Here is a 23,442-nt window from a genome sequence, read left to right as displayed (position 1 = left end):
TTCACATGCATACAGTATTTTAATGTTCTCTTTAATTTCTAGAGTTTTAAGATTTTCCAATATCTCAGTACGCACTGGATACTCCTTGGAAGTTAACAGCGTATTATATAGCTGCTCGTTAATCTTCTGGCTAAAATCAAATTTAGCAGTAACCTTACCAAGCTAACCGACTGTTTAATAATGATAAAAATATAAATTAAGACTGATATTATCAATATTAAGCCCGTATAAAGTGAGCGCAATAATAATGTAGAGGTCTCTTCAACCTTTTATCAATCATCGCAAATTCAATAAGTTATCAGGAAAGTAGATGTTTATCGAGCATAAAATATCGTTTCTTTGCTCACTTTGCTCACTTTGCTCACTGCTCTCTATTCTAGTTATTGGACATCCACTGCTCTTGCCAATTTACTTTGAGTTAGGATGAGGAGCGGCTAACATCTCGATAAATCATTTAGTTAATTTGATAAAAAGATACTTCTTTATTTAAATTCACTTCACTTCACTTCATTCATTTCACTTCACTCCATTCATTTCACTTCACTCCATTCATTTCACTTCACTCCATTCATTTCACTTATTGAATTGTAATCCTCTGCCTGTGGAAGGTGACAGGGCGGTTGTCACTACCTTTCTCACATCGATGTATACCAGCTGCCTTGTATGTAGGTATATCGATGACAGCTTGTGTGTTCACACCTGCTAGTGAATGTTAAAAATTCACACGCACTCATCATTTTATGCCAAAGCTGTATGGCAAAAGTTTTAACAGGTTTTTTTATCATTTTTTCAATTACTTAAGCCATGCTGTTTACGCCTTCTTGTTGATATTTTCTCTCTATTACCATCGCTCAATCTTATCTATTGTTTATTAAATGATAAATTATTTAATGTTAATTGTTGACAATAATGATTAATTGATAGATTGTGTAATCCAACAGTATTTGCTGCTTTTTTGAACTTGCTTGCAGGTTTTTGACGCAAAAAATGCTGCTACTAACTCAGGATTATGTGCAATCAGGTAGCGGCACTAAACAATATCTGTGTGCCAAATGGGACGTTATGCAATTAGAAACTGATATTTATAGCAGGATTTTAGCTGATATTGCGCAGGGCGAATTAGTCAGTGGCGATAGATTGATTACGACCTTGTTAGCTAAACGCTATGACTCTAGCGTTAATCCCGTCCGTGAGGCGCTAAAGCTGTTAGAGGGGGAAGGGTTTGTAACCTTTAAAAAAAATAGCGGTGCTAGGGTCGCTAATTTTGCTTATTCAAGCATGAGGGATGTTTTTGAAATTTTGCAATTGTTAGAGCCATATTTTTTGTCTTGGTATGTCAGTAACGCAAGCCAAGAAAGTTTAGACAAGTTAGCAAGCATACATCAAAAAATGACGTTATTACCTAAGCATGAAGCGAGTCAACTTAGGCAACTTGATACAGAGTTTCATTGGGAAATGTATCGCCATCACTATAACCAAAGTGCCTTAGTGTTGTGGAAAAACAAGAAGTTAATGTTACAGGCTTTATTGGGTAATTTGGCAGTAAAACCAAGTCGATACGAAGCTATTTTACGTGAGCACAGCCATTTACTGTATTTGATAAACGCAAAAGATGAAGAGTCTGCGGTTAGAACGTTAACAAGACACGTTAAAAGTGGCGGTGATTACTGGCAGAGCAATGTTGCACTTGAAAGCTGAAAAGTGAAACGGCTTAGGTCTAATTATGTATAGGGAATGACAGATGATCATAACGGATATTAATACCTATAATTTCTGGTTGGGTTTTAGAAATGTTTGCCTGGTTAAAGTTGAAACCGATTCCGGCGTTTATGGTTGGGGAGAATCTGGTCTTTCTGGTCGTGAGCTTGCGGTTACTGGTGCAATTGAACATTTCAAACAGTTTTTAATTGGTCAATCTGCGTTAAATATTTCTCATATTTGGCAAGAGCTATACCGAAGTCAGTATTTTGAAGGCGGTCGAGTGCTTGCCGCTGCGATTTCGGCCATCGATATAGCGTTACATGACATTGCAGGAAAGCATTTTAATGTGCCTGTTTATCAACTATTAGGGGGTAAACAGCGAAAACAGATCCCGCTATTTGTCACTTCTACGTTAGCCTTTAATGCCGACTTTGTTGATGATGTAAAAAGACTAAAACAACAGGGTTGGCAAGCTATTAGAGCCACCACAGGCGAACATGGCTGTGCAGAACAATCAAGCTTGTTTGATGCACGAAAATCAATTGCAATCGCCGCTGAGTGGTTAACTAAAACTCGGGAGAGTATTGGCCAAGAGATTGTTTTAGGTATTGATTATCACCATAGGTTAACAGTTGCTGAGACCGTATCTTTTTGCCAAAAAATGCCTGTAGGTACCTTAGATTTTATTGAGGAGCCTATACGCGATCAGTCCTTAACGAGTTATCAAAACCTGCGCTCAATGACGGACGTTCCATTTGCTATTGGCGAGGAGTTTTCCAGTAAATGGGATTTTGCTCCTTATGTTGATAGTGCGCTAACCAATTTTGCTCGAATTGATATTTGTAATGCTGGTGGCTTTACCGAGGCTATGAAAGTGGCCGCGATGTGTGAAACCAAATATATCGACATGATGCCACACAATCCATTGAGTCCGATTTGTACCGCAGCTTCGATTCATTATTGCGCTGCAATAAGTAATTTAAGCTGGCTGGAGTTACCGCCTTATGATGGTGATTTATCTGAATATGACGCCATTTTTACTCATCGGCCTCGAGTATCTCACAATGCATATCCCGTTTCTGACCTGCCTGGTTTAGGCATTGATGTTGATGAGGCCTCATTACCGAAGCAGGCTTTCAAGTTCTGGGAGCCGCCAAGATTACATAAACCGGATGGCTCTTACACCAACTGGTAACAGGCAACATAACGAATTAAGTCAATCTAGCCAACAGCATCGTGCATGACTCATCTTAGAGGCTTGTATGAAGCTGTTATTAACAATGCTAACGCTTTCATGGATAGAAAATGAAACAAGAACAAGTTACACCTCATCAGCCTAAACAAAAGTTTGCTGTACTGGCGCTGATATTTTGTAGTGTGGTTATTAATTACATGGATCGCACCAACATTTCGGTTGCAGCGCAGGCAATTTCTGCTGATCTCGACATCAGTAAATTAGAAATGGGGATGATATTTTCAGCATTTGCATGGACGTATTCCATTATGCAAATTCCCGGCGGCATGGTGGTCGATGCAATCAAGATCCGTGTTTTGTATCCCTTTATATTAGTGGCATGGTCGTTAGCAACCATAGTGCAGGGGATGGTCAGTTCATTAGCGGCATTAATCGGTTGTCGAATGGCAATTGGTTTTTTCGAAGCGCCTTCATATCCTGCTAATAATAAAATCGTGACGCAATGGTTTAAAGAACAAGAAAGGGCGAGCGCCATTGCTGTGTATACCTCAGGTCAATTCATTGGTTTGGCATTTTTAATGCCTGTGCTGGCGGTTATTCAAGAGTATTTTGGTTGGCGTGGTTTGTTTTATGTTTCAGGTGCCATCGGCATTATTTGGGCTGGAATATGGTATTGGCTTTATAAAGATCCTGATGAGGCTGTCTCTGCTGAGACAGAAAAGACGCTGTCAGATAAGCCATTATCAAAGCAATCTCAAAAGCCTGTTCAACAAGCTGTAATCAACTGGTCAAATCTAAAAGTCGCCTTTACCAGTCGCAAGTTATGGGGCATTTACATAGGTCAGTTTTGTTTAGGCGGGACTTTGATTTTCTTTTTAACTTGGTTTCCTACCTATCTGGCTGAATATCGTGGATTAAGCGATATCAATACCGGATTTCTTGCCGCTATTCCATTTTTGTGTGCTTTTGCCGGTGTTTTGGTATCTGGCTTTGTTTCTGATTGGTTGGTGCGAAAAGGCATTTCAAATGAAGTCGCCCGAAAAGCACCGATTATTATAGGGTTGCTGCTTTCTAGTTGTGTGATTTTCGCAAATTATGTCGATAGTACGGCTTGGATGACATTCTTCCTGTCAGTGACATTTTTTGGAAATGGGTTAGCGTCTATCAATTGGGTGTTTGTTTCATTACTCGCGCCTAAACATATGGTTGGTTTAGTGGGAGGGTGTTTTAATTTCATTGGTGGATTATCTGCCGTAATCGTCCCCATTGCCATTGGATACCTAGCACAAGAAGGCGACTTTAAACCTGCATTAATATTAATCGCAGCCTTGGGTATGTGTGGTTTGTGCTCGTACTTGTTCTTGGTCGGTAAAGTCGAGCAGATAACTGTGCCATCTGACATGGAGCTTGATTCTGCGGCTGAACTAGTTGAAGCGTCAATCATTGAGGGCAAATCAAAATGAGTTTGCTCTTTTTTGGTGAAATGATGCTGCGTTTAACGCCTTCAATTGCACAACAGCAACTGGTGTGTGCAGAACAGCTATCTGTAGATTTTGCCGGTGCTGAATCTAATGTGGCCAGTTCCTTGGCATTAATGGGCCATGAATGCCATTTTGTCACTAAGCTGCCAAGTAATGCACTGGGCGATCATGGCATTGCAAGCCTTAAAAAATACGGGATTCAGACTGATTATATCCGTCGAGGTGGTCAACGTATTGGCAGTTATTTTATTGAAATGGGCATGTCTATAAGGCCATCTAAAGTGGTTTATGACCGCGCTTATTCCGCTTTTTCGCAAATTTCTAATGACGAGTTTGATTGGCCAAGTATTTTGTCTGGTAAGCGTTGGTTGCATGTTAGTGGTATTTCACCAGCATTATCGACCCAATGCGCAGCAGAAACGATTAAAGCGGTCAAAATTGCCAAGTCTCTAGGGGTAAAAGTCAGTTTTGATCTTAACTATCGACGTTCGCTTTGGGATGACAGCCAAAAGGCACGTGATTATTTCAGCGAAATCCTAACTTATTCCAATCTAGCCTTTGGAAATGCTGGCGTTATAAGTGATGTGTTTGATTATCAGACGCCAGATATTTCTGAAAATGAACTCGCCCACGTTATTTCTCAACATTCTCTTGAACACTTGGGCAAAACTAGCCAGCGCAGCTGGTATCAAGCTAATGATTTAGCTGAATTTTTACGGGCTAAATTTGATATTGATTTTGCAATGACTGAGCGAGTGCATCATAGCGCTAATCAAAATACCTTAACTGGTTTTTATATTACTTCGACAACATGCAGCTTTTCAGCACCGATTACCGTAGAAATTAAAGACCGTTTAGGCACAGGTGATGCCTTTGCTGCTGGGGTATTGCACGGGTTAGAACGTGGTTGGCATGGGCAGCAAATTGCGCAATTTGCCAATGCTGCATTTGCTCTAGCTCATACGGGTATTGGCGATCAAAATTGGTCAAATGAAGCTGAGATTCAATACATTGCGGACGGTAATTTATCTGGCCACATTATTCGATGAACAAGGTTATCAGTTCAGTCATTTAGGATAAAAATAGACAAAGGGAGACGACATGAGACACGAGGTGGTTGAGCAATTAATCAGTCATAAATTGATTGTCATTATTAGAGTAAAAGACCCCAGTGACATTGAAGGCATAGTTCAATGTATGTCTGATGCTGGCGTACTTGCGGTAGAAGTCACCAGCAATACTCCAGGTTATGAAATGGCTATCACTCAGCTCAGGCAGCAATTCCCACACATGTTAATTGGCGCAGGAACGGTGACCGATCATCGAATTGCAAAACGAGCAATTAAAGCAGGTGCTCAGTTTTTGGTAACGCCTAATACTAACGAGGCGATTGTGCGACATGCCCACGCGTTGGATGTGCCTGTGGTCATGGGCGCAATGACCCCGACAGATATCGTCGATGCCTCTCAATTTAACGCTGACATTATTAAGTTATTTCCCGCAGGACCTATGGGAGCAAACTATTTACAAGCATTAGCTCAAGGTCCTTTTCTTGATACCTACTTTTTTCCCGTTGGTGGTATTGATGCCTCCAATATCGACGCATGGTTTGACAGTGGAGCGTCAGGTGTTGGTATCGGCGGAAGTTTGGCGCAACCCGTTTACAGTCCGCAACAAGCCGAACAATTGACCAGAAATGTCAGTGAAATAGTCGCAAAAATTAATGCAAAAGAATTAACAAGGAAGGCAAGCTAATGACAATTAAACCTAGCTCAAGGCACAAACGTTTTTATTCATCTTTACTGATATCCAGTTTATTACTTGCTTGCAGTGATGGTGTTAATGATAACGGGAATAATCAAATCACCGAAAAAGACATGGCAGCAGGGGGTGAAACTGAGGCTGTAAACAGTATCGAACAGCAAAAAGCGCAGGCAACAGTTTTATTGTCGCCGTTAACAGGTTACGAAGATTTAAGTAAACCGGGAATACTAAATCAGTTTGATTTTGAAAATTCTCGTGGTGAGATTAAAAAAATTGATGGTAAAGAGCAATTAGTTGTTCATCTTGATTCAAAGCAGCACCATAGCGCTAGCTTTAGTGTTAAACCTGATAAAAGTTTTAATTGGCAATCGAATGAGCCAATTGGTTTTGCTGTCTCATTGGCTAACCCGAAGTCAACCTCAGTCTTTATTCATGTCAAAGTAAAAGACAGTACTGGCTTAAGTCATAATCGAAATATTGTGTTACCAGCTAAAAGCCAAGATAACTACTTTATGGCGTTATCTGGTGAAGACTTGTCAATTGAAACAGGCATTAGAAGTAATCCTAATCCTTGGTTAACCGATTATACGCCTATAATTTGGCGTTATGGTGTGAAAAATATTGATCTTAAAAATGTCGCTGAAATTGAGTTTAGTGTCCATGGTGTGCCAGAAGACAAGCAAATCTTGTTGAGCAATTTACAATTGATTAAAGCGACAAAACTTAATGACCAATATTTAGAGAATTTAGTGGATGAATTTGGCCAAAGCACCAAGATTGATTTTATCAATAAAGTGAATTCTACAGATGAATTAATCGCCATTTCAGCAAAAGAGCAAGCGAGTTTACGTAAGACCGTACCAGAGGGACGCTCAACTTTTAATGGTTGGAAGGCTGGACCTAAGCTTGATGCAACAGGATATTTTAGAGTTGAGAAGTATCAAGGAAAGTGGAGCCTTGTTGATCCTGAAGGTTATTTATTTTTCTCAAATGGTATTGCCAATATACGCATGGCAAATACTTCTACTATCACAGGGTATGATTTTAATACCACACATATTACCCCAAGAGCTGAAGGCGATTTCACGCCTGAGGATTCTATTGGATTAAATAGGGCACCTGAATCTGCTTGGGATACAAGGTATGTCAGTTCTGAGTTAAGAGCCAAGATGTTCAGTTGGCTGCCTAAATATGGCGAGCCGTTATCTGAACATTTTGGTTATCGTCGTGAAGTGCATACTGGTGCAGTAGAAAAGGGCGAAACCTTTAGTTTTTATCAAGCAAATCTTGCGCGTAAATATCAATCTAACGACGCTGATGTGTTTATGCCTAAATGGCGAGATACCACAGTCGATCGTATGCTTAGCTGGGGCTTTACGTCATTTGGTAATTGGGTTGATCCCAGCTTTTACCAACTTAATCGAATTCCATACTTTGCTAATGGTTGGATTATCGGCGACTTTAAAACAGTCAGTAGTGGTAATGATTATTGGAGCCCACTGCCTGACCCTTTTGATCCCGAATTTGTAAAACGGGCTCATTTCACTGCTAAGCAAATTGCCGCTGAAGTTCAAAATAATCCTTGGTGTGTTGGTATATTTATCGATAACGAGAAAAGCTGGGGACAAATGGGCAGCATAGAGTCTCAATATGGCCTTGTTATCAACACGTTAGGTATAGACGCAAGCGATAGCCCAACTAAAGCTGAGTTCGTTAAGGTATTACAGACAAAATATACCAACATAGGCGAATTAAATCGCCAATGGGGAACAGATTTTCCGACATGGAAGCGAGTTGAAACCGGTATAGAGATTACTGATTTTAAGGATGAAGTGGTAACGGATTTATCGTTATTACTTGAGCATTATACCAGCGAGTATTTTGCGGTGGTGAGCGATGCAGTTGCGCAATACTTACCAAATCATTTGTACTTAGGTGCTCGCTTTGCCAGTTGGGGGATGACACCCGAAGTGCGATCGGCCGCGGCTAAACATGTCGATGTAATGAGTTATAACTATTACAAAGAATCGGTGAATGACTCCTTCTGGTCATTTCTTGAAGGCATTGATATGCCAAGTATCATAGGTGAGTTCCATAATGGTTCAATGGATTCTGGTTTACTAAACCCTGGACTTATTCATGCTTCTTCACAAGCCGACCGAGGCGCTAAATACCAAGAATACGTTAACAGCGTACTAGATAATCCGTATTTAGTTGGCTCGCATTGGTTCCAATATATTGATTCTCCTTTGACAGGTCGTGCATACGATGGTGAAAACTATAACGTTGGCTTCGTGAGTGTGACAGATATTCCTTATCAGCCATTAGTTGATGCAGCAAAAGCCGTCAATCAGCAAATTTATACGAGGCGTTTTGGTGATGTTCACGTTAAATAAAATGATGTCTCGGCCAATTTGCAACACTATCTCAGCCGCTGGCTATAACCCTGACTATAACAGTAGTGATTACAGTAGTGATTATAGTAGTGATTATAGTATTTATAGCAATACGTGCAGTAACATAACTCGCCGTTTCGGGTCACAGTTATTGGCGCTGTTAGTGATGTATTACACTTTATCTGTGAGTCATCACAGCCAAGCTGCACCGGTGCTGAATTTACCAGAGCAAGAAAAATCAAGCTTACGTAATATTCGATATGAGATCTTTGATGATAGGGCGTACGAAGTGTTAAACACATCTGCGCCGCTTCATACGTTAGCCTCTGGGTTTCAGTGGGCAGAAGGGCCTGTTTGGTCTTCTGCTGGCCAGTATTTGCTGTTTTCAGATATCCCTGCAGGCAAAGTATTTCAATTTCATCCCGATCAAGGGCTTAATGAGTATTTACCTGTAAGCGGCTTTTCTAATGGGCTGGTGATTAACACATCTGATAGTGAGGCTGAGCAATTAATATTGCTACAGTCTCGCTCTCGTCAGGTTGCAGTGATGCAGGCCCCACTTGATAAACCTAAGGCTAACTATCAACGAGTGGTTAGTCAGTTCAACGGTATGCGCTTAAATAGCCCTAATGATGGTGTGTTAAGCCAAGATGGTAGTTTACTGTTTACAGATCCGCCTTATGGACTAGCGCAGCAGCTTAACGATCCTGAAAAGGAATTGGCATTTCAAGGGGTGTATCGGCTATCTAAGCAACATGAATTAAGCTTAATTGATGACAGTTTACGCTATCCCAATGGGATTGCGTTGGCTGCATCCGTGCCGTCGAGCGACAATACCTATACCTTGTACGTTGCAGCTTCAAATCCACAAAAGCCTGCCTGGTATCAATATACCTTGAATACTGATTGGCAAGTGATACAGCGTCAGGTATTTCATCAATTACCGCCAGTGAAAGACGAAGGACGTGGTTTACCCGATGGATTAAAAGTCCTGCCTTCTGGAGATGTTCTCGCCACAGGCCCAGATGGACTATGGCTATTTGCTCATTCGGGTAAGTTACTAGCCAAAGTACATTTACCCAGTATTGCTGCCAACCTTGCCTTTAACGATGACTACTCCACGGTGTTTGTTACTGCACATCAACATCTTTATTCGCTCGATTTGGTCAAACAACCGCAATAGCACTTGTGGTTGATATTACCTTGGTTCATTAAAAGGATGATAAAAATGAAAAGGAAGTTTTATCTTACTAATACGCAAGCATTTCAAGCATCTGTTATTCGTACAGCAGATCACTGTGCGGCAAATTCAAGCACTTTACCTGTTACTTTTAGTCAATCTAAAACAAAATTGAGTTCACTATTGCTAGGCGTTTTGGTTGCGTTAACAGCTTGCCATTCGCAGGAGGCAAGTATCGATAAAGCAAGTAAGGGGCAAATAGTTAATACGCAAAACCATCAAACTGATGATGTGTTTGCTGACGAAGTGGTCCTTAAACACTTGGTTGATTTTAATAATGATGAGCAGCTCAGTTGGCTAAAACTTACTGATACGCAAACCGCAGTTGTTCACAATTCCAGTAATAATAGCCAAAGTTTAAAAGTGGATTTTCCGCAAACAGCTAATATTCCCAAATTAACCATCAAACCTGATTCACCTTGGAATGTTGCTGAGTTTCCTCGTGCAAACTTAGCATTGAATGTCACGAATACCAGTGATGAATCTATTCAGCTTTATGTGGACATTACAAACCCTCTTGGACAGTATCAAAGTCGCTCAATCAGTCTAGTTGCTGGATATAATGGCACGATTTATTTTCCACTGAGTGGAATTGAGGCGCAAACCGATACCGGTGTATGGGGTGACGTAAGACCTTGGAATACCAATGACGATATGATGGTGTGGCGTTCATGGCGTGAAAAAGGCGCCTCATTTACTGAACTGTCGTCATTATCATTTTTTACTATTGGCAATTTACGCGCTAAGTCGGTGATAATTGATGACATTCGTATCCGTCAAAACCCGCCTGTAAAGACAGATAACCCATTTGACTATCTCGTTGGCTTAATTGATCGCTTCGGTCAAAATAATAAACAACCCACGGCGCTACATATCAATTCAGAAATGCAATTAAAAGCGCTGGCAGATAACGAGCTCAGTCAGTTACAAGCGTCTAGTGGCATGCCTAACCGTTCACAATACGGTGGGTATACCCAAGGGCCTAAATTAAACGCGACAGGGTATTTTCGAACTGAAAAAGTCGATGGTAAGTGGTGGATGGTCGATCCAGAGGGCAATCTGTTTTTCTCTCATGGGCCAGCTAATGTACGAATGGCCAACATGAGTACGTTAACAGGGATTGATTATGATGAACCTCAGATAAGGGTAAGAACCAGTGATGAAATTACACCTGAAGATTCGATGGGGATTGTGGATGTTGCTAAAGAGGTGAAAGAAAAGCGCTACGTTATTTCATCATTAAGACATGACATGTTCACTTGGTTACCCGACTATGATGCGCCACTAGCTAAACATTACAGTTATCGCAGAACAACTCATAAAGGGCCAATACCTTATGGCGAAACATACAGCTTTTACCGCGCTAATTTAGAGCGTAGATATAATGAAATGGATGTTGCTTCCTATCCTGCGGTATTTAAGCCATCAAACTATCTAGAAGAAAATCAGCATCTGGAACAAAAAACACAACATTCTTCGCAAGCTAAATACTTACAAGCTTGGCAGGATGTCACTGCAAAACGTATGCATGATTGGGGCTTTACTTCATTTGGCAACTGGGTTGACCCTGCTTTTTATCAATCCAATCAGGTTCCTTACTTTGCCAATGGCTGGATAATTGGTGATTTTAAGACCCTGTCAGGTAAAACTAATCATTGGGGCTTAATGCCAGATCCGTTCGATCCCGTGTTCGCCGAGCGAGCAAAAATTACCATTGATGCCATTGCAAAGGATATTCAATCTTCACCTTGGTGCGCCGGTATTTTTATTGATAATGAGAAAAGCTGGGGTGAGAGAGAAGGCTCAGTTGAAGCGCGTTATGGTGTGATTCTCGATGCACTTTCAAAACCCGCTAGCCAAAGCCCAGCTAAAAAAGCCTTTGTTAAGGTGCTGCAAGAGCAATATGGCGCTATCGATAACATTAATGCAGCGTGGGGGGCGCAATATACTCAGTGGAGCGATCTAAACCTTGGACTCGAGTTTGCAGATCATACTCCTGAGTTAATTGCCGATTTATCACTGCTGTTAGAAAAACTTGGCGAGCAATATTTTAACGTTGTTCACAACACGCTAGAGAAGGTATTGCCGAATCATTTATATATGGGGGCAAGAATGGCAAACTGGGGGATGCCTGATGAAATCATTAAAGCATCGCTTAAATACTCAGATGTACTCAGCTTCAATATTTATGAAGAAGGGTTACAAACTGATTATTGGCAGTTTTTAGAAAAAGTGGATTTACCTGTTGTAGTAGGAGAATTCCATATTGGCACAGCAACCGACTCAGGTATGTATAGCCCAGGTATTGTCCATGCTGCGAATCAAGTCGATCGAGCGCGTATGTATAAAGCTTATATGAAAAGTGTGCTAGAAAAACCGTATATGGTTGGCGCACATTGGTTTCAATACATTGATGAACCCATTACTGGCAGGGCGTTTGATGGCGAAAATGCCAACATAGGTTTTGTAACGGTCACTGACGTACCTTATCCTGAAATGATTCAAGCTGTTAAACAAGTCACCTCTACCATGTACCAACAGCGATATGGTCAATAGTGATTAGCCCTATATAAATCCAGCTTTAGGCTGGATTTATTTTTGTTAATCTTTCATTGATTGCGTGTTTTTAGTTACTGTAACATCATGAAATATACATGATATTAATGGATTATCTGAATGAACAAGGCTGTTAAGGATACAAAGCAACAGAGTAATAAGGCGACTTGCAACGTCTTAAATACTGATACCAAAGCGCATTGCAAAACTTATGCAATAGCTGATATGGACATTCCCCAACAAAACCTCCAATCAAATCTCCAACAAACGCCTCAACAACGTACCCAAGATATTGAGTATCAGTCGGGAGCACCAGCGCCAGTTTCATCAGAACAGCATGGCGTTAAAAGCCGTGTGCGGATCCAAGTACCTTTATTGAGTTTGGCATTGGTCAGTTTTGCTATTTTTATTGGCTGGATAATTTATCAAGCCAATACTGGTGGCAATAACATATTTTTTGATTTAGTGAGAGTCGTTCCTTACGGCGATAAAATTGGTCACATGATGCTGTTTGGCACGCTGACATCACTGGCCTTGATTGCATCACGAGCGGCATATTTTAACTTATTTGAACGTAAAATATATTACGCCATTGTCGCAATCAGTACCTTAGTGTTTATTGAAGAAGTCAGTCAGGGTTTTATCGCGACACGTACCTTTGATATTGGCGATTTAACGGCTGATGCAGTAGGCATCACTTTATTTAGTGTTATCACCATTAAATGGATAAACCGCAACCGATAGTTGAGCGGGAAAATGACATAGGACTCATCAAGATTTAATAAGTAAAGTCTTCAATCTGAAAAGCTATCCTTTGTTTGACTGATTGACAGTATCGCCACAAGTATAATAGGTTTTATATAAGTGACTTATGATAATGTGTTAAATATGGACCAGACTAAGGCGCAAGTATCACCTTGTGTCTTGCTAACGCCGAATGGCTAGCTTTTCAATTTCATTAGGTTGCACTCGTTAATAAGTTGCACGAGTTTTATTTTTCCTTTCTAGATACAAGAACTTTCATAAGGATTTTGAATGGTCTTCTTTATCGTTTCTTCATTGTGTTCACCACAGTCCATGGGCTTAAAGCTGTGGCTCACTATTCAGTTGTACATTCAAATTTCAACGACATTACACGCTAACTCAACGACAATTTACAAAGGTGATTTATGACTGTTTGTTTTGATGAAATTCAACGCTTAAAGCAAAGTATTCAAGCATCAGTCATTGGACAAGAACATGTTGTCGATGCGCTCATATTATCCTTATTAACCAATGGTAATGTGTTGCTAGAAGGCTTACCTGGCACGGCTAAAACTCGTTCAATCAAAGCGCTTTCAAATGCGTTAGAAGTGAGCTTAGGGCGTGTGCAATTTACACCCGACTTATTGCCATCTGATGTGACAGGGACTGAGATTTATCAAGAGGTTGAAGGTAAATCCACGCTGACTTTTCAACCTGGGCCAGTATTTAACAACTTACTATTGGCTGATGAAATAAATCGTTCCCCAGCTAAAGTGCAAGCGGCACTGCTTGAAGCAATGGAAGAAAGGCAAATCACTGTGGCAGGTAAAACCCATGTGCTACCTAAACTGTTTATGGTGCTTGCGACTCAAAACCCAATTGAGCAAGAAGGAACTTATCCTTTGCCTGAAGCGCAAATGGATCGCTTTATGATGAAAGTCTTGTTGGATTATCCTGATGCTGAGACTGAAGTAAAGATTATTGAGTTAGTACGTGCTGAAGAAGCCTTATCAGTGGACAAACCGGCACCGATAGATCCTACTCATATCTTTACTGCACGAGATCTTATTCATCAAATTCATATGAGTGATGCAATAACCGCTTATATAGTTGCTATTGTGATGGCCACTCGTCAACCTTCTCGTTATCCAGATTCTCCCTTGGCTCAATGGTTATCCGTCGGTTCAAGTCCTAGAGCCAGTATTGCATTAGATAAATGTGCTCGCGCCTCGGCATGGCTTGCTGGTAAAACCTTTGTGGACCCTGACGATGTTCGCTCCATAGTACATAGTGTATTGCGTCATCGTTTGGTACTTAGCTACGATGCAATTGCTGATGGGGTAACGCCTGATCAGGTTATCGATGAAATATTACGTCAAGTGATAGCGGCCTAGTCGAGCTTTATGATGGATAAATCTGACAGTGATATTTATGTTTCTATAGAGCAACTTAGAAAGCTGCAATACCAAGCTGTAGGGGTTAACTTTTCTCCACGCCAAGCAGTGAACAGTGTCTTAAATGGGCGCTATTCATCTAAGTTACGTGGCCGTGGATTAAATTTTGAAGAACTCCGGCATTATCGTCCAGGTGACGATATCCGCTGCATGGATTGGAAAGTCACTAAACGCACAGGTAAACCCCATATAAAAGTCTATACCGAAGAGCGAGAACGCAACGTATATTTGATTGTCGATCAACGTGCTGCGATGTTTTTTGGAAGTAAAGGCAAAATGAAATCAGTAATTTGTGCCGAGTTAGCAGCACTGATTGGTTGGCGCATTGTTGGGGCTGGCGATCGAATTGGGGCGTTGGTATTTAATGATGATTCAGCGTCGGTTATTCCTGCCAAAAGAGGCGGTCAGCATCTTGCGCAAATTTTTAAATCGATAGTAAAACAAAATCATCAATTAGGTGCGAGCAACAATAGCACTCATGCAAGTGACAGCCTGAATCAAAGCTGGCATAAAACTGCACAAGTTTGTGGTCACGACTCATTAATTATTTATATTGGTGATGGTAATGGTTGGAACGATAAAACAACGCATTTAATGAAGAATATTAGACGTCATAATGAAGTGATTGCCTGCAACATTATTGATGCGTTAGAGCAAAAATTACCGAGTATGGCGCAAATGGTCGTCAGTGATGGAAAACTTCAAATCCAATTTGATGCTTTAGGCAAAACTCAGCAGCAATATCAACAACAAATAGAGTCAAAATTGACTTTATATGCGCAAACCGCCCGTAAATATCGCGTACCCTTATTGACCATTAATACCGTTGACCCTGTTAGCACTCAGTTGATCAATGCGTTTCGCCGAGGTAGTGAATGACTCAATTTGGTGATACGTGGGGCAGTAGTATTGTAAAAGACTTAATTGAAACAGATGCGCCCAATGCCATTAGCTGGTGGCCACAAACTATTGGCTGGCAGGTTGTTGCACTAATCGGCCTTACGCTTGTTTGTCGTAGACTGTATTTTGCTTGGCGTTTATACCAGCATAATCAGTATCGTCGTGATGCGATAGCATGGTTAAGCTTATTACCTCCCTTTGAACAATTATCTGCTCAACCTATCTATCGTCAATTACCGAATCTTGTTCGTAAAACCGCTTTAGGCGGTTATAAGCGCACCGAAATTGCAACATTATCAGCTGATGAATGGACACAGTGGTTGAGTAAGCAGTGTCCTCAAGCCAAGTTTGAAGATATCGGCTTTACATTAAATGAGTTAGCTTATGATTCTGCTTTAGAAGTGAATACTGCACAGATGACGAAGTTAATTAACCAGATACGAATTTGGATAGAACAACATCGAGGTGAGTATGATTGAGTTTGCTTACCCACTATGTTTTGTTTTGCTGCTTGCCCCAGTCATTATGTATTTTATTGCGCCTGCTTATAAAGAAAAGCGCAGCTCTATTCAAGTGCCGTACTTCGAACAGTTAGTTGATATTACAGGTGAGAAACCGCAAAAAGGGGCGGTAATACTGTCAAGAAAGCATATTCAAAAATTACTGTTAATACTTGCTTGGCTATGCATTGTTGTCGCGATGGCCAAACCTGAAGTTATCGGTACACCCGTCACCCAGCAAAAGTCGGCTAGAGACTTAATGATTGCAGTAGATCTATCTGGTTCTATGGCGGTAGAAGATTTTGTATTGCCAGAAAATCAGTCTAACAAGGTTGATAGATTAACGGCAGTAAAACAGGTTTTACGTAAGTTTGTCAGTCAGCGCGACAGTGACAGGTTAGGGTTGATTCTTTTTGGCGATGCGCCATACCTTCAAGCGCCATTTACCAATGATTTAGATACATGGTTAACACTGTTGAATGACACGCAAGTTGGGATGGCTGGACAAAGTACCGCTTTTGGAGATGCAATAGGGTTATCCATTAGCGTGTTTAACAGCCATGAGACACAAAATAGAGTGCTTATTGTGCTTACCGACGGAAATGATACCGCTTCGAAAGTCCCCCCTGTTGAAGCTGCAAAGGTTGCTGCGGCCTCTAACATCAAAATTTACACCATTGCCATTGGCGATCCTATCGCTGTTGGTGAAGAAAAAGTTGATATAGCTGTACTAGAAAACATTGCCTCAATAACAGGCGGGCAAAGTTATCAAGCTATTGATACACAAGCGCTTGAAAATGTTTATGAAGCGATTAATGACTTAGAGCCAGAGTTATTCGAGTCGCAAACCTTTAGGCCAAAAACCAGTATTCATTATATTCCCATCGCACTGTTTTTAGGTTTGTATCTAGTGTCGTTGTTAATCGTCACCTTGCGTTTCCCTAATGTGAAAAAAGGGGTTAACTAATGGATCAATGGTTAATTCAATTACAGCACTTTCATTTACTCCGACCTTGGTGGCTATTAGCCTTATTACCACTGGCATATATTGTTTATCGTTTAAAGTACCGTCAGGATAATTTAGTGAATTGGCATGAGCATATGTCAGCAAAAATTTTACAGACATTGACAGTCAAAGGGGATAATCAACGGATTATTTCACCTTTAAATTTGACCATAGTTTTAGGCATTATCAGTGTATTGGTTTTAGTGGGGCCAACATGGAAACAGCAACCAAGCCCATTTACAGAAGATAAGTCAGCGCTGATTATTGCGTTAGATTTATCTGAAACGATGGAGCAAACGGATGTATTACCTACGCGCTTAACACGTGCGAAACAGAAGGTAATTGAGTTATTGGCTGTTCGTGGTGATGCCAACACAGCACTGATTGCTTACACAGGCTCGGCACATACAGTGATGCCGATAACCAACGACAGCAAAATGATAAAGCAGTTTTTAGATTCACTGAGTTTTAAGATAATGCCTAATTCAGGGAAGCAACCACAGACTGTTTTACCGATTGCCAACGGATTACTTGAAGCAACCCAAACCCCTGGAACCATTTTATTCATTACCGATGGCACCAGTGATAATGCATTTAGCGCTTTTGACACCTATTTTTCCAAGGCACAACATCAGTTAGTGGTTTGGGCGATTGGGCGTGATAATGCAAGCTTGGTCGAATCTGGCTCAACCATTATTCCAATGCAGCAAGAGCGATTAGAAACCCTTACAGATAAGGCTGGTGGACGGATAGTTATATTGACTGATGATAAACAAGATATCGAAAAGGTAAATGGGTATATAAATAACAATCTCGTTATTAGTGAAGATGAAAGCCGGCCTTGGTTAGATGCTGGCTATTGGTTGGTGTATATCATTGCAGCAATATATTTACTCTGGTTTAGACGAGGGTGGACACTGCAATGGTAAATTCGTCGATCAAATTTATCGTAAATGAACTCACCATGGTGATTGTGAGTTCGTTGTCGAAAGTATCTGCATGGTATACAAAGTGGCGCACTCGAATAATGGTTTTTCTTATCATTATTGGCGCTTTATTCGCTATTTTAAAACCTCAATCTTTTGCTGATTTATGGCTAACTCGAGATCAACAAGGAATGTTGCTGTTTAATATGGGTTATTACCAGCAAGCGAGTAATCATTTTAGTCTTGTACGCTGGCAAGCATTCAGTTTGTATGGCGCAGAAGAATTTGATCAATCTGCTATTTTATATGACCAGTTTGAAGATGAAATAGATCAAATTGCTCGTGCCAATGCATTAGCGCACGCAAGGCGATATGTAGCAGCTAAAAATATCTATCAACAAGTATTACAAACAGTACCAAATAATAAGCAAGCGAAGCATAATTTAGCCCTTGTTCAAGGCATTATTGATGAAGTGAATCGCATAGCTGAAAGCCAGCAGGGTGAAGCAGGAGACTCGCCACAAGAGCTAGGTGACGATCCGCAAACTGGTGATGGTGCTAAGAAAAAAGAAATGGTGTTAAAGGTAGCTGAGCATTATGACGCAAGTCAGTTGTTGCTTGACCCTAAGTTAAATGAAATGTGGTTAAGACAAGTTCAAAAAGATCCTGCGCGGTTCCTAGCGAATAAATTTCAAATGCAAACTGCCCCAACATCGCTAAACTCGCGACCGTTAACCACCAATGAGGAGAGTCAATGATGTCTTTTCTCTGCGATGTTTTTACAAGGCAGATATTGCTGTTTAAACTCTTACTTTTGCTAGTTTTAGTCCTTTTTAGCTTGAGCGTGGCTAAACTTAGCCAAGCTGCAAACTCAAGTATCACACTTGAGTCCTTGATAGATAAGAACCAACTAAGCATCGAGATTCGTGTTCAAAGTAAAGCGCCTTTTGTCGTTAAACAACCTATTATTGTTCAAGTTGAAGTGTCCAGCGATCGCTGGTTTTCAAAAGGCGTTCATGTAACGCCTCCTGCTTATAAAGATATTGTCTTTTTACCTACTTCGAGTTCATCGATTACAGGAACAAAAAAGATTAATGGACAAACATGGACATACATTATTCGAGAAATAACCTTATATCCCATGCAAGAGGGCGTTTATGAGCTGCCAGCTTTTGATGTATTTGCATCGGTTAATACAGAATATGGCATTGTTGAAGGCGTATTTAAAACTGACGACTTTCAAATTGAAGCTAGAATGCCAAAAGTGGTAACAGAACTGGATACAGGTGTAGGTTTTACAACTGAGATTGAAGATAACTTAATTGTTTCACCTTCTGTCACACTGTCTGTAAAGCATGATATCGGCAATGAAGTACTCGATATAACAGACGTAGCGAGAACGTTTAATGTCGGGGATGCAGTCACCCAAACGGTTTCTATTACCGCAAAAGGTGTCCCTGCAATGATGTTACCAGTATTAGCACAAACACAATTGAGTGGGTTAAGTGTTTACCAGCAACCCAGTAAACTCAGTGATCAATCTAACCGAGGTGAATTAACTGGCATAACGTCGCAAACGACGAGTTATATATTTGAACAAGCGGGTGAGTTTACTACGCCCAAGCAAGTTTTGTATTGGTATAACTTACAACAAAATGAGGTAAAAGAACTCACTGTGCCTTCAGTAACTTGGGTAGTCAAAGGTGGCGCTATAAGCGCGAGCAGTGATGGCACCGCTTCATCATTTAAAGCGTGGTTGAGTAAATATAGTTTAGTGATTGTCAGCCTATTCATTCTGATTTACGTGCTAACGCGACTTGCCCCGTATCGCACTAATCTTAAGGCGTTATATTTATCTTTATCTCAGTATGAAATTAAGCAATTACAAGTAAGCTTACGACAGGAATATGAACAAGGAAATTACGCTAAAGTGTGTCAATTGTTGTACCGCTATATTGAATATCAAGATGCGCAATTATCAAAAACTGGTACAGCAGTTTCATTGTTAAATCATCATCACTCAAATGAAAGAGGCCTAGATAATAGTCATTTAAATAATGACATTATTCTGAGTCTCAAACAGTTTTACAAATCTGATAGTGAAAAATATTCACTACTAGAGCGGTTATTAACTCAAACATACTCAATAGATACTGCTGCACCGCTAACAGATGAACAGTTTAATACCTTATTACAGGTGACGGCATTGCTAAAATATAACCAGTGTAAGGATGGTGGCGATATTTCTGCTAATGCAATAAAATTAAATTAATCACAATAGAAGTAGCGGGTTATCTGATTATTTAAAGTTATAGGTAAGTGCTCGGGGCAAGTAAGGTAAGTGGCGCTTGTTTTTTATACGCGTTTTTTAATGAGGTATCCATTCTGCAATCAATATTTTTGAACCAAAAGTCAAGCTACACTTTTGCACTTATTCTGAAAGTTAAGTATCTCTATCATTGTCAGTGCTATTAAAAGTTGTGAATATCAATCCATACGAACAGTCTTTGGCCTAAATAACCGACTAACTGCAACGCTCAACTGATTCATTAACTGTGATATATTGAATTTTTAGGCTGTCTCATCTCACCGACAATGATGCATTATCTTCAGTTATGATTGGCGTGATTAACTGGCGTGATTAACTGGCCTGATTGATTGGTGAGATTGATTGGTGAGATTGATTGGTGAGATTGATTGGTGTTAGTGAAACACTTACTTTTAATTGATGCTTATTGTCGTTTAGTTTTGACAGTACAGTATGAAACATGATGTTAACTGAGAATGTATGTCTAGCGTTTTACGATTTATTGTGGTTATTTTTGCAGCATTGGCTGTGACATTTTTAGTGTTTTTTGTCATTGCAGCGCTAATTGATTTCCATATTCCAGAGCAAACGGCCCAACTCGTTCTTGATTCAAATGCTTATTCTTATGCTGATTCTTATGTTAACTCTTTAGCGAACAGTTCAGCTGCACAGCTTTTAATGATTTTGTAAGGCCATTAGATATGTTTAGACAACACCATTATCGCGCTTGGGTTTACCTGTTGTTAAGTTCTATTTTTATCGCTCAACCCCTCGTAAATTATGCTCATGCGGATGATATCGTGCCTTTTACCTCTGATGGTTGTAGTGTTTTCCCCGATGGCACTTTGGCCGACAATCAATTATGGCTTGCATGTTGTACTGCACATGATTTTGATTATTGGCAGGGCGGTACGGCCAAGGAACGCCTTGAATCAGATCAACGTTTAAAGCAATGCGTCGCCAACCTTGGCCAACCGCATATAGCTAGCCTTATGCTTGCAGGTGTGAGAGTTGGTGGCAGTCCATATTTTCCAACTACCTATCGTTGGGGTTACGGCTGGCCTTACCCAAGAGATTATCAAGCCCTGTCAAAACAAGAGAAACAACAAATTCAACGAGTCCTAAAAAATCAGAAATAAGTAAAATATTCGCTATAGCAGTAACTCAGTGCTAGGTTAACTAACAGTATATTAACGTTCAGAGTCGTTACGTTAGTAAGTTAACCCTTTTTCAAGCAAAATAAGGACATATTATGCTGAAAACATTGATTAGTAGTGCAGTGATAACGCTAATGCTCACAGGCTGCTCGACTGCTGATAAGCAAGTGCAAGTCAGCCCACAAATATCCCCACCAGCGCAAAGTGTTTTTAAAACTTATACTGCTGAGGACTTTTATAAAACCACCAGTGTATTCGGCTCTTCTATCAACCATGATGGCACTGCAGTACTGGTAAGTAATGATAAAACAGGGATATTTAATGCTTACAAAGTGCCTGTAGACGGTTCTGAAATCACTCAATTAACATTTTCCACAGAAGAGTCAGTATTTGTAAAATCTTGGTTTCCCAATGACAATCGTTTTTTGTTTAGTGCCGATAAAGGAGGGGATGAGTTAGATCATTTGTTTGTACAAGATGTCGAAGGGAATCAAATTGATCTCACTCCAGGTGAGGGCCTCAAAGCCGTGATGTTATCCTGGCATGAAAATGATGAGTCTTTCTTTGCGTTGACCAATGAACGTGATGCTAAATACTTTGATATTTATCAATACAATACTGACGACTACAGCCGTAACTTAGTGTACAAAAACGACTTAGGTTATACCGTTGAAACCATGAGTCCAAATGGCCGATTCATTGTATTGAGTAAAGACCATTCAAACAGTAATACTGACTTGTATCTCGTTGATTTACGCTTGAAGATGGCCAAACCTCGTTTAATTACCGAGCACCAAGGTAACGTTTCTTATTCCGCTTACACCTTTACTAAAGATAACGAGCAATTATTATATTCAACTAACGAATTTGGTGAGTTTAAGCAAGCGTGGGCATATGACATTGCAACGGGTTCTCATAAAGTTAATTACAAAGCGGATTGGGATGTTAGTTTTAGTTATTTCTCAAAAGATGGTCGATATCAAGTTACTGGGATTAATGCTGACGCACAAACGCAATTAACCATCACTGATCTTGTCGAGCAAAAAGAGCTGTCATTACCTAAGCTTCCAAGCGGCGATTTACGTGGCGTTAACTTTTCACAAGATTCTAAATCAATGGTGTTCTATATCAATTCTGATACCTCACCATCCAATTTATACAGCCATACCATTGGTTCTTCATCTGTAAAGCGTCTGACCAATTCTGGTAATCCAGCAATTTTGGAGCAAAACCTAGTGACTGGTGAGGTGGTGAGGTTTAAAAGCTTTGATGGACTTGAGATACCAGCAATTTTATATAAGCCCAAACAAGCTGAGTTTAAAAAGGTACCTGCGTTAATCTATATTCATGGCGGGCCCGGTGGTCAATCTCGCAAGGGCTACTCTGCAACCGTTCAGCATTTGGTTAATAATGGTTACGCCATTATCAAAATTAATAACCGTGGTTCAAGTGGTTATGGTAAAACCTTTTTTCATTTAGATGATAAACGACATGGTGAAGATGATTTACAAGATGTGGTTTTCAACAAAAAATACTTACAAACCTTAAATTGGGTCGATGCTGACAAAATTGGCGTTATGGGAGGGAGTTATGGTGGCTACCTTACTATGGCGGCAATGGCGTTTACCGATGAGTTTAAAGTAGGTATTAATATTTTCGGCGTGACTAATTGGGTAAGAACCTTAGAGAGTATTCCGCCTTACTGGGAAGCATTTAGAAAAAGTCTTTATGATGAATTAGGCGATCCTGCAACTGATAAAGAGCGCTTACATAATATTTCACCCGTGTTCTTTGGTCATCAAGTCAAAAGCCCTGTTTTAGTGGTTCAGGGGGCAAATGATCCAAGAGTGTTGAAGATTGAGAGTGATGAAATGGTTGAATCTATTCGAGCTGGCGGTACACACGTTGATTACTTGGTATTCGATGATGAAGGCCATGGTTTTAGTAAGAAAGACAACCGTATTAGTGCATCAAATAAATATTTAGTCTTTTTACAGCAGTATTTATAGCCTATTGTTGCAAGTGATTAGAAAGCCATTTGATTATCAAATGGCTTTTTTATTAGTTGTTATACAAGGTACTTTTTAATAAATTAAAGCTAAAATCGGTATTAA

19 protein-coding genes are annotated in these 23,442 nt (G+C 40.2%); all 19 read left to right on the top strand.

Annotation, left to right across the window (positions count from 1 at the left end; translation table 11 throughout):
- Window positions 1-987 precede the first annotated feature (987 nt).
- The 19 genes from AN944_RS07955 (at window position 988) to AN944_RS07865 (ending at window position 23,337) form a co-directional block, all read left to right on the top strand.
- Window positions 988-1,698: a GntR family transcriptional regulator gene (locus AN944_RS07955; protein ID WP_082419952.1), complete on the top strand. Its 711-nt coding sequence runs from the start codon at window positions 988-990 to the stop codon at window positions 1,696-1,698.
- A 43-nt stretch (window positions 1,699-1,741) separates the two neighbouring features.
- Window positions 1,742-2,896, top strand: a complete 1,155-nt coding sequence (locus AN944_RS07950; protein WP_055024057.1) for a mandelate racemase/muconate lactonizing enzyme family protein — start codon at window positions 1,742-1,744, stop codon at window positions 2,894-2,896.
- 110 nt (window positions 2,897-3,006) lie between these two features.
- The gene (locus AN944_RS07945) at window positions 3,007-4,359 is read left to right on the top strand and encodes an MFS transporter (RefSeq protein ID WP_055024056.1); all 1,353 of its coding nucleotides are present in this window, start codon (window positions 3,007-3,009) and stop codon (window positions 4,357-4,359) included.
- Window positions 4,356-5,426: a sugar kinase gene (locus AN944_RS07940; RefSeq protein WP_055024055.1), complete on the top strand. Its 1,071-nt coding sequence runs from the start codon at window positions 4,356-4,358 to the stop codon at window positions 5,424-5,426. Before AN944_RS07945 ends, AN944_RS07940 begins: the two co-directional genes overlap by 4 nt.
- 52 nt (window positions 5,427-5,478) lie before the next feature.
- Window positions 5,479-6,132, top strand: a complete 654-nt coding sequence (locus AN944_RS07935) for a bifunctional 4-hydroxy-2-oxoglutarate aldolase/2-dehydro-3-deoxy-phosphogluconate aldolase (protein WP_055024054.1) — start codon at window positions 5,479-5,481, stop codon at window positions 6,130-6,132.
- On the top strand, window positions 6,132-8,537 hold the full coding sequence (locus AN944_RS07930; protein ID WP_144430158.1) for an agarase: 2,406 nt from the start codon (window positions 6,132-6,134) through the stop codon (window positions 8,535-8,537). The genes AN944_RS07935 and AN944_RS07930 overlap by 1 nt, the downstream gene beginning before the upstream one ends.
- Window positions 8,521-9,720, top strand: a complete 1,200-nt coding sequence (locus tag AN944_RS07925; protein ID WP_055024053.1) for an SMP-30/gluconolactonase/LRE family protein — start codon at window positions 8,521-8,523, stop codon at window positions 9,718-9,720. The genes AN944_RS07930 and AN944_RS07925 overlap by 17 nt, the downstream gene beginning before the upstream one ends.
- A 45-nt stretch (window positions 9,721-9,765) precedes the next feature.
- Window positions 9,766-12,333: an agarase gene (locus AN944_RS07920; RefSeq protein WP_160319083.1), complete on the top strand. Its 2,568-nt coding sequence runs from the start codon at window positions 9,766-9,768 to the stop codon at window positions 12,331-12,333.
- Between the two features lie 120 nt (window positions 12,334-12,453).
- Entirely contained in the window at window positions 12,454-13,077 is a 624-nt protein-coding gene (locus tag AN944_RS07915; protein ID WP_235530874.1) for a VanZ family protein, read from the top strand.
- Between the two features lie 425 nt (window positions 13,078-13,502).
- The gene (locus AN944_RS07910) at window positions 13,503-14,471 is read left to right on the top strand and encodes a MoxR family ATPase (RefSeq protein WP_055024052.1); all 969 of its coding nucleotides are present in this window, start codon (window positions 13,503-13,505) and stop codon (window positions 14,469-14,471) included.
- A gap of 9 nt (window positions 14,472-14,480) precedes the next feature.
- On the top strand, window positions 14,481-15,410 hold the full coding sequence (locus tag AN944_RS07905) for a DUF58 domain-containing protein (protein ID WP_055024051.1): 930 nt from the start codon (window positions 14,481-14,483) through the stop codon (window positions 15,408-15,410).
- Window positions 15,407-15,910, top strand: a complete 504-nt coding sequence (locus AN944_RS07900) for a DUF4381 domain-containing protein (RefSeq protein WP_055024050.1) — start codon at window positions 15,407-15,409, stop codon at window positions 15,908-15,910. Before AN944_RS07905 ends, AN944_RS07900 begins: the two co-directional genes overlap by 4 nt.
- On the top strand, window positions 15,903-16,898 hold the full coding sequence (locus AN944_RS07895) for a VWA domain-containing protein (protein WP_055024049.1): 996 nt from the start codon (window positions 15,903-15,905) through the stop codon (window positions 16,896-16,898). The genes AN944_RS07900 and AN944_RS07895 overlap by 8 nt, the downstream gene beginning before the upstream one ends.
- Complete coding sequence (locus AN944_RS07890; RefSeq protein WP_055024048.1) at window positions 16,898-17,866, top strand: VWA domain-containing protein; 969 nt, start codon at window positions 16,898-16,900, stop codon at window positions 17,864-17,866. The genes AN944_RS07895 and AN944_RS07890 overlap by 1 nt, the downstream gene beginning before the upstream one ends.
- On the top strand, window positions 17,860-18,621 hold the full coding sequence (locus tag AN944_RS07885; RefSeq protein WP_055024047.1) for a hypothetical protein: 762 nt from the start codon (window positions 17,860-17,862) through the stop codon (window positions 18,619-18,621). The genes AN944_RS07890 and AN944_RS07885 overlap by 7 nt, the downstream gene beginning before the upstream one ends.
- 86 nt (window positions 18,622-18,707) lie before the next feature.
- Window positions 18,708-20,135, top strand: a complete 1,428-nt coding sequence (locus AN944_RS07880) for a BatD family protein (protein WP_160319082.1) — start codon at window positions 18,708-18,710, stop codon at window positions 20,133-20,135.
- Between the two features lie 516 nt (window positions 20,136-20,651).
- Complete coding sequence (locus AN944_RS07875; protein ID WP_055024045.1) at window positions 20,652-20,861, top strand: hypothetical protein; 210 nt, start codon at window positions 20,652-20,654, stop codon at window positions 20,859-20,861.
- 11 nt (window positions 20,862-20,872) lie between these two features.
- Window positions 20,873-21,310 carry a hypothetical protein gene (locus tag AN944_RS07870; protein ID WP_235530873.1) on the top strand — a complete coding sequence of 146 codons (438 nt, stop codon included), beginning with the start codon at window positions 20,873-20,875 and terminating at the stop codon, window positions 21,308-21,310.
- 113 nt (window positions 21,311-21,423) lie between these two features.
- Window positions 21,424-23,337, top strand: coding sequence for a S9 family peptidase (locus tag AN944_RS07865; RefSeq protein ID WP_055024044.1), 1,914 nt, complete (start codon window positions 21,424-21,426; stop codon window positions 23,335-23,337).
- Window positions 23,338-23,442: the final 105 nt, after the last annotated feature.

The sequence above is a fragment of the Shewanella sp. P1-14-1 genome (assembly GCF_001401775.1).
Taxonomy (GTDB): domain Bacteria; phylum Pseudomonadota; class Gammaproteobacteria; order Enterobacterales; family Shewanellaceae; genus Shewanella; species Shewanella japonica.
Note: the sequence above shows the minus strand (reverse complement) of the source record. Positions and strands in the feature narration are given on the sequence as shown.

Excerpts from the sequence above, each read along its gene's own strand:
- AN944_RS07900 (WP_055024050.1), top strand. The coding sequence starts at position 15,407 with ATGACTCAATTTGGTGATACGTGGGGCAGTAGTATTGTAAAAGACTTA.
- AN944_RS07895 (WP_055024049.1), top strand. The coding sequence starts at position 15,903 with ATGATTGAGTTTGCTTACCCACTATGTTTTGTTTTGCTGCTTGCCCCA.
- AN944_RS07955 (WP_082419952.1), top strand. The coding sequence starts at position 988 with ATGCTGCTACTAACTCAGGATTATGTGCAATCAGGTAGCGGCACTAAA.
- AN944_RS07945 (WP_055024056.1), top strand. The coding sequence starts at position 3,007 with ATGAAACAAGAACAAGTTACACCTCATCAGCCTAAACAAAAGTTTGCT.
- AN944_RS07930 (WP_144430158.1), top strand. The coding sequence starts at position 6,132 with ATGACAATTAAACCTAGCTCAAGGCACAAACGTTTTTATTCATCTTTA.
- AN944_RS07935 (WP_055024054.1), top strand. The coding sequence starts at position 5,479 with ATGAGACACGAGGTGGTTGAGCAATTAATCAGTCATAAATTGATTGTC.
- AN944_RS07870 (WP_235530873.1), top strand. The coding sequence starts at position 20,873 with ATGTTTAGACAACACCATTATCGCGCTTGGGTTTACCTGTTGTTAAGT.
- AN944_RS07950 (WP_055024057.1), top strand. The coding sequence starts at position 1,742 with ATGATCATAACGGATATTAATACCTATAATTTCTGGTTGGGTTTTAGA.
- AN944_RS07940 (WP_055024055.1), top strand. The coding sequence starts at position 4,356 with ATGAGTTTGCTCTTTTTTGGTGAAATGATGCTGCGTTTAACGCCTTCA.
- AN944_RS07890 (WP_055024048.1), top strand. The coding sequence starts at position 16,898 with ATGGATCAATGGTTAATTCAATTACAGCACTTTCATTTACTCCGACCT.
- AN944_RS07925 (WP_055024053.1), top strand. The coding sequence starts at position 8,521 with ATGTTCACGTTAAATAAAATGATGTCTCGGCCAATTTGCAACACTATC.
- AN944_RS07920 (WP_160319083.1), top strand. The coding sequence starts at position 9,766 with ATGAAAAGGAAGTTTTATCTTACTAATACGCAAGCATTTCAAGCATCT.
- AN944_RS07915 (WP_235530874.1), top strand. The coding sequence starts at position 12,454 with ATGAACAAGGCTGTTAAGGATACAAAGCAACAGAGTAATAAGGCGACT.
- AN944_RS07885 (WP_055024047.1), top strand. The coding sequence starts at position 17,860 with ATGGTAAATTCGTCGATCAAATTTATCGTAAATGAACTCACCATGGTG.
- AN944_RS07905 (WP_055024051.1), top strand. The coding sequence starts at position 14,481 with ATGATGGATAAATCTGACAGTGATATTTATGTTTCTATAGAGCAACTT.
- AN944_RS07910 (WP_055024052.1), top strand. The coding sequence starts at position 13,503 with ATGACTGTTTGTTTTGATGAAATTCAACGCTTAAAGCAAAGTATTCAA.
- AN944_RS07875 (WP_055024045.1), top strand. The coding sequence starts at position 20,652 with ATGTCTAGCGTTTTACGATTTATTGTGGTTATTTTTGCAGCATTGGCT.
- AN944_RS07865 (WP_055024044.1), top strand. The coding sequence starts at position 21,424 with ATGCTGAAAACATTGATTAGTAGTGCAGTGATAACGCTAATGCTCACA.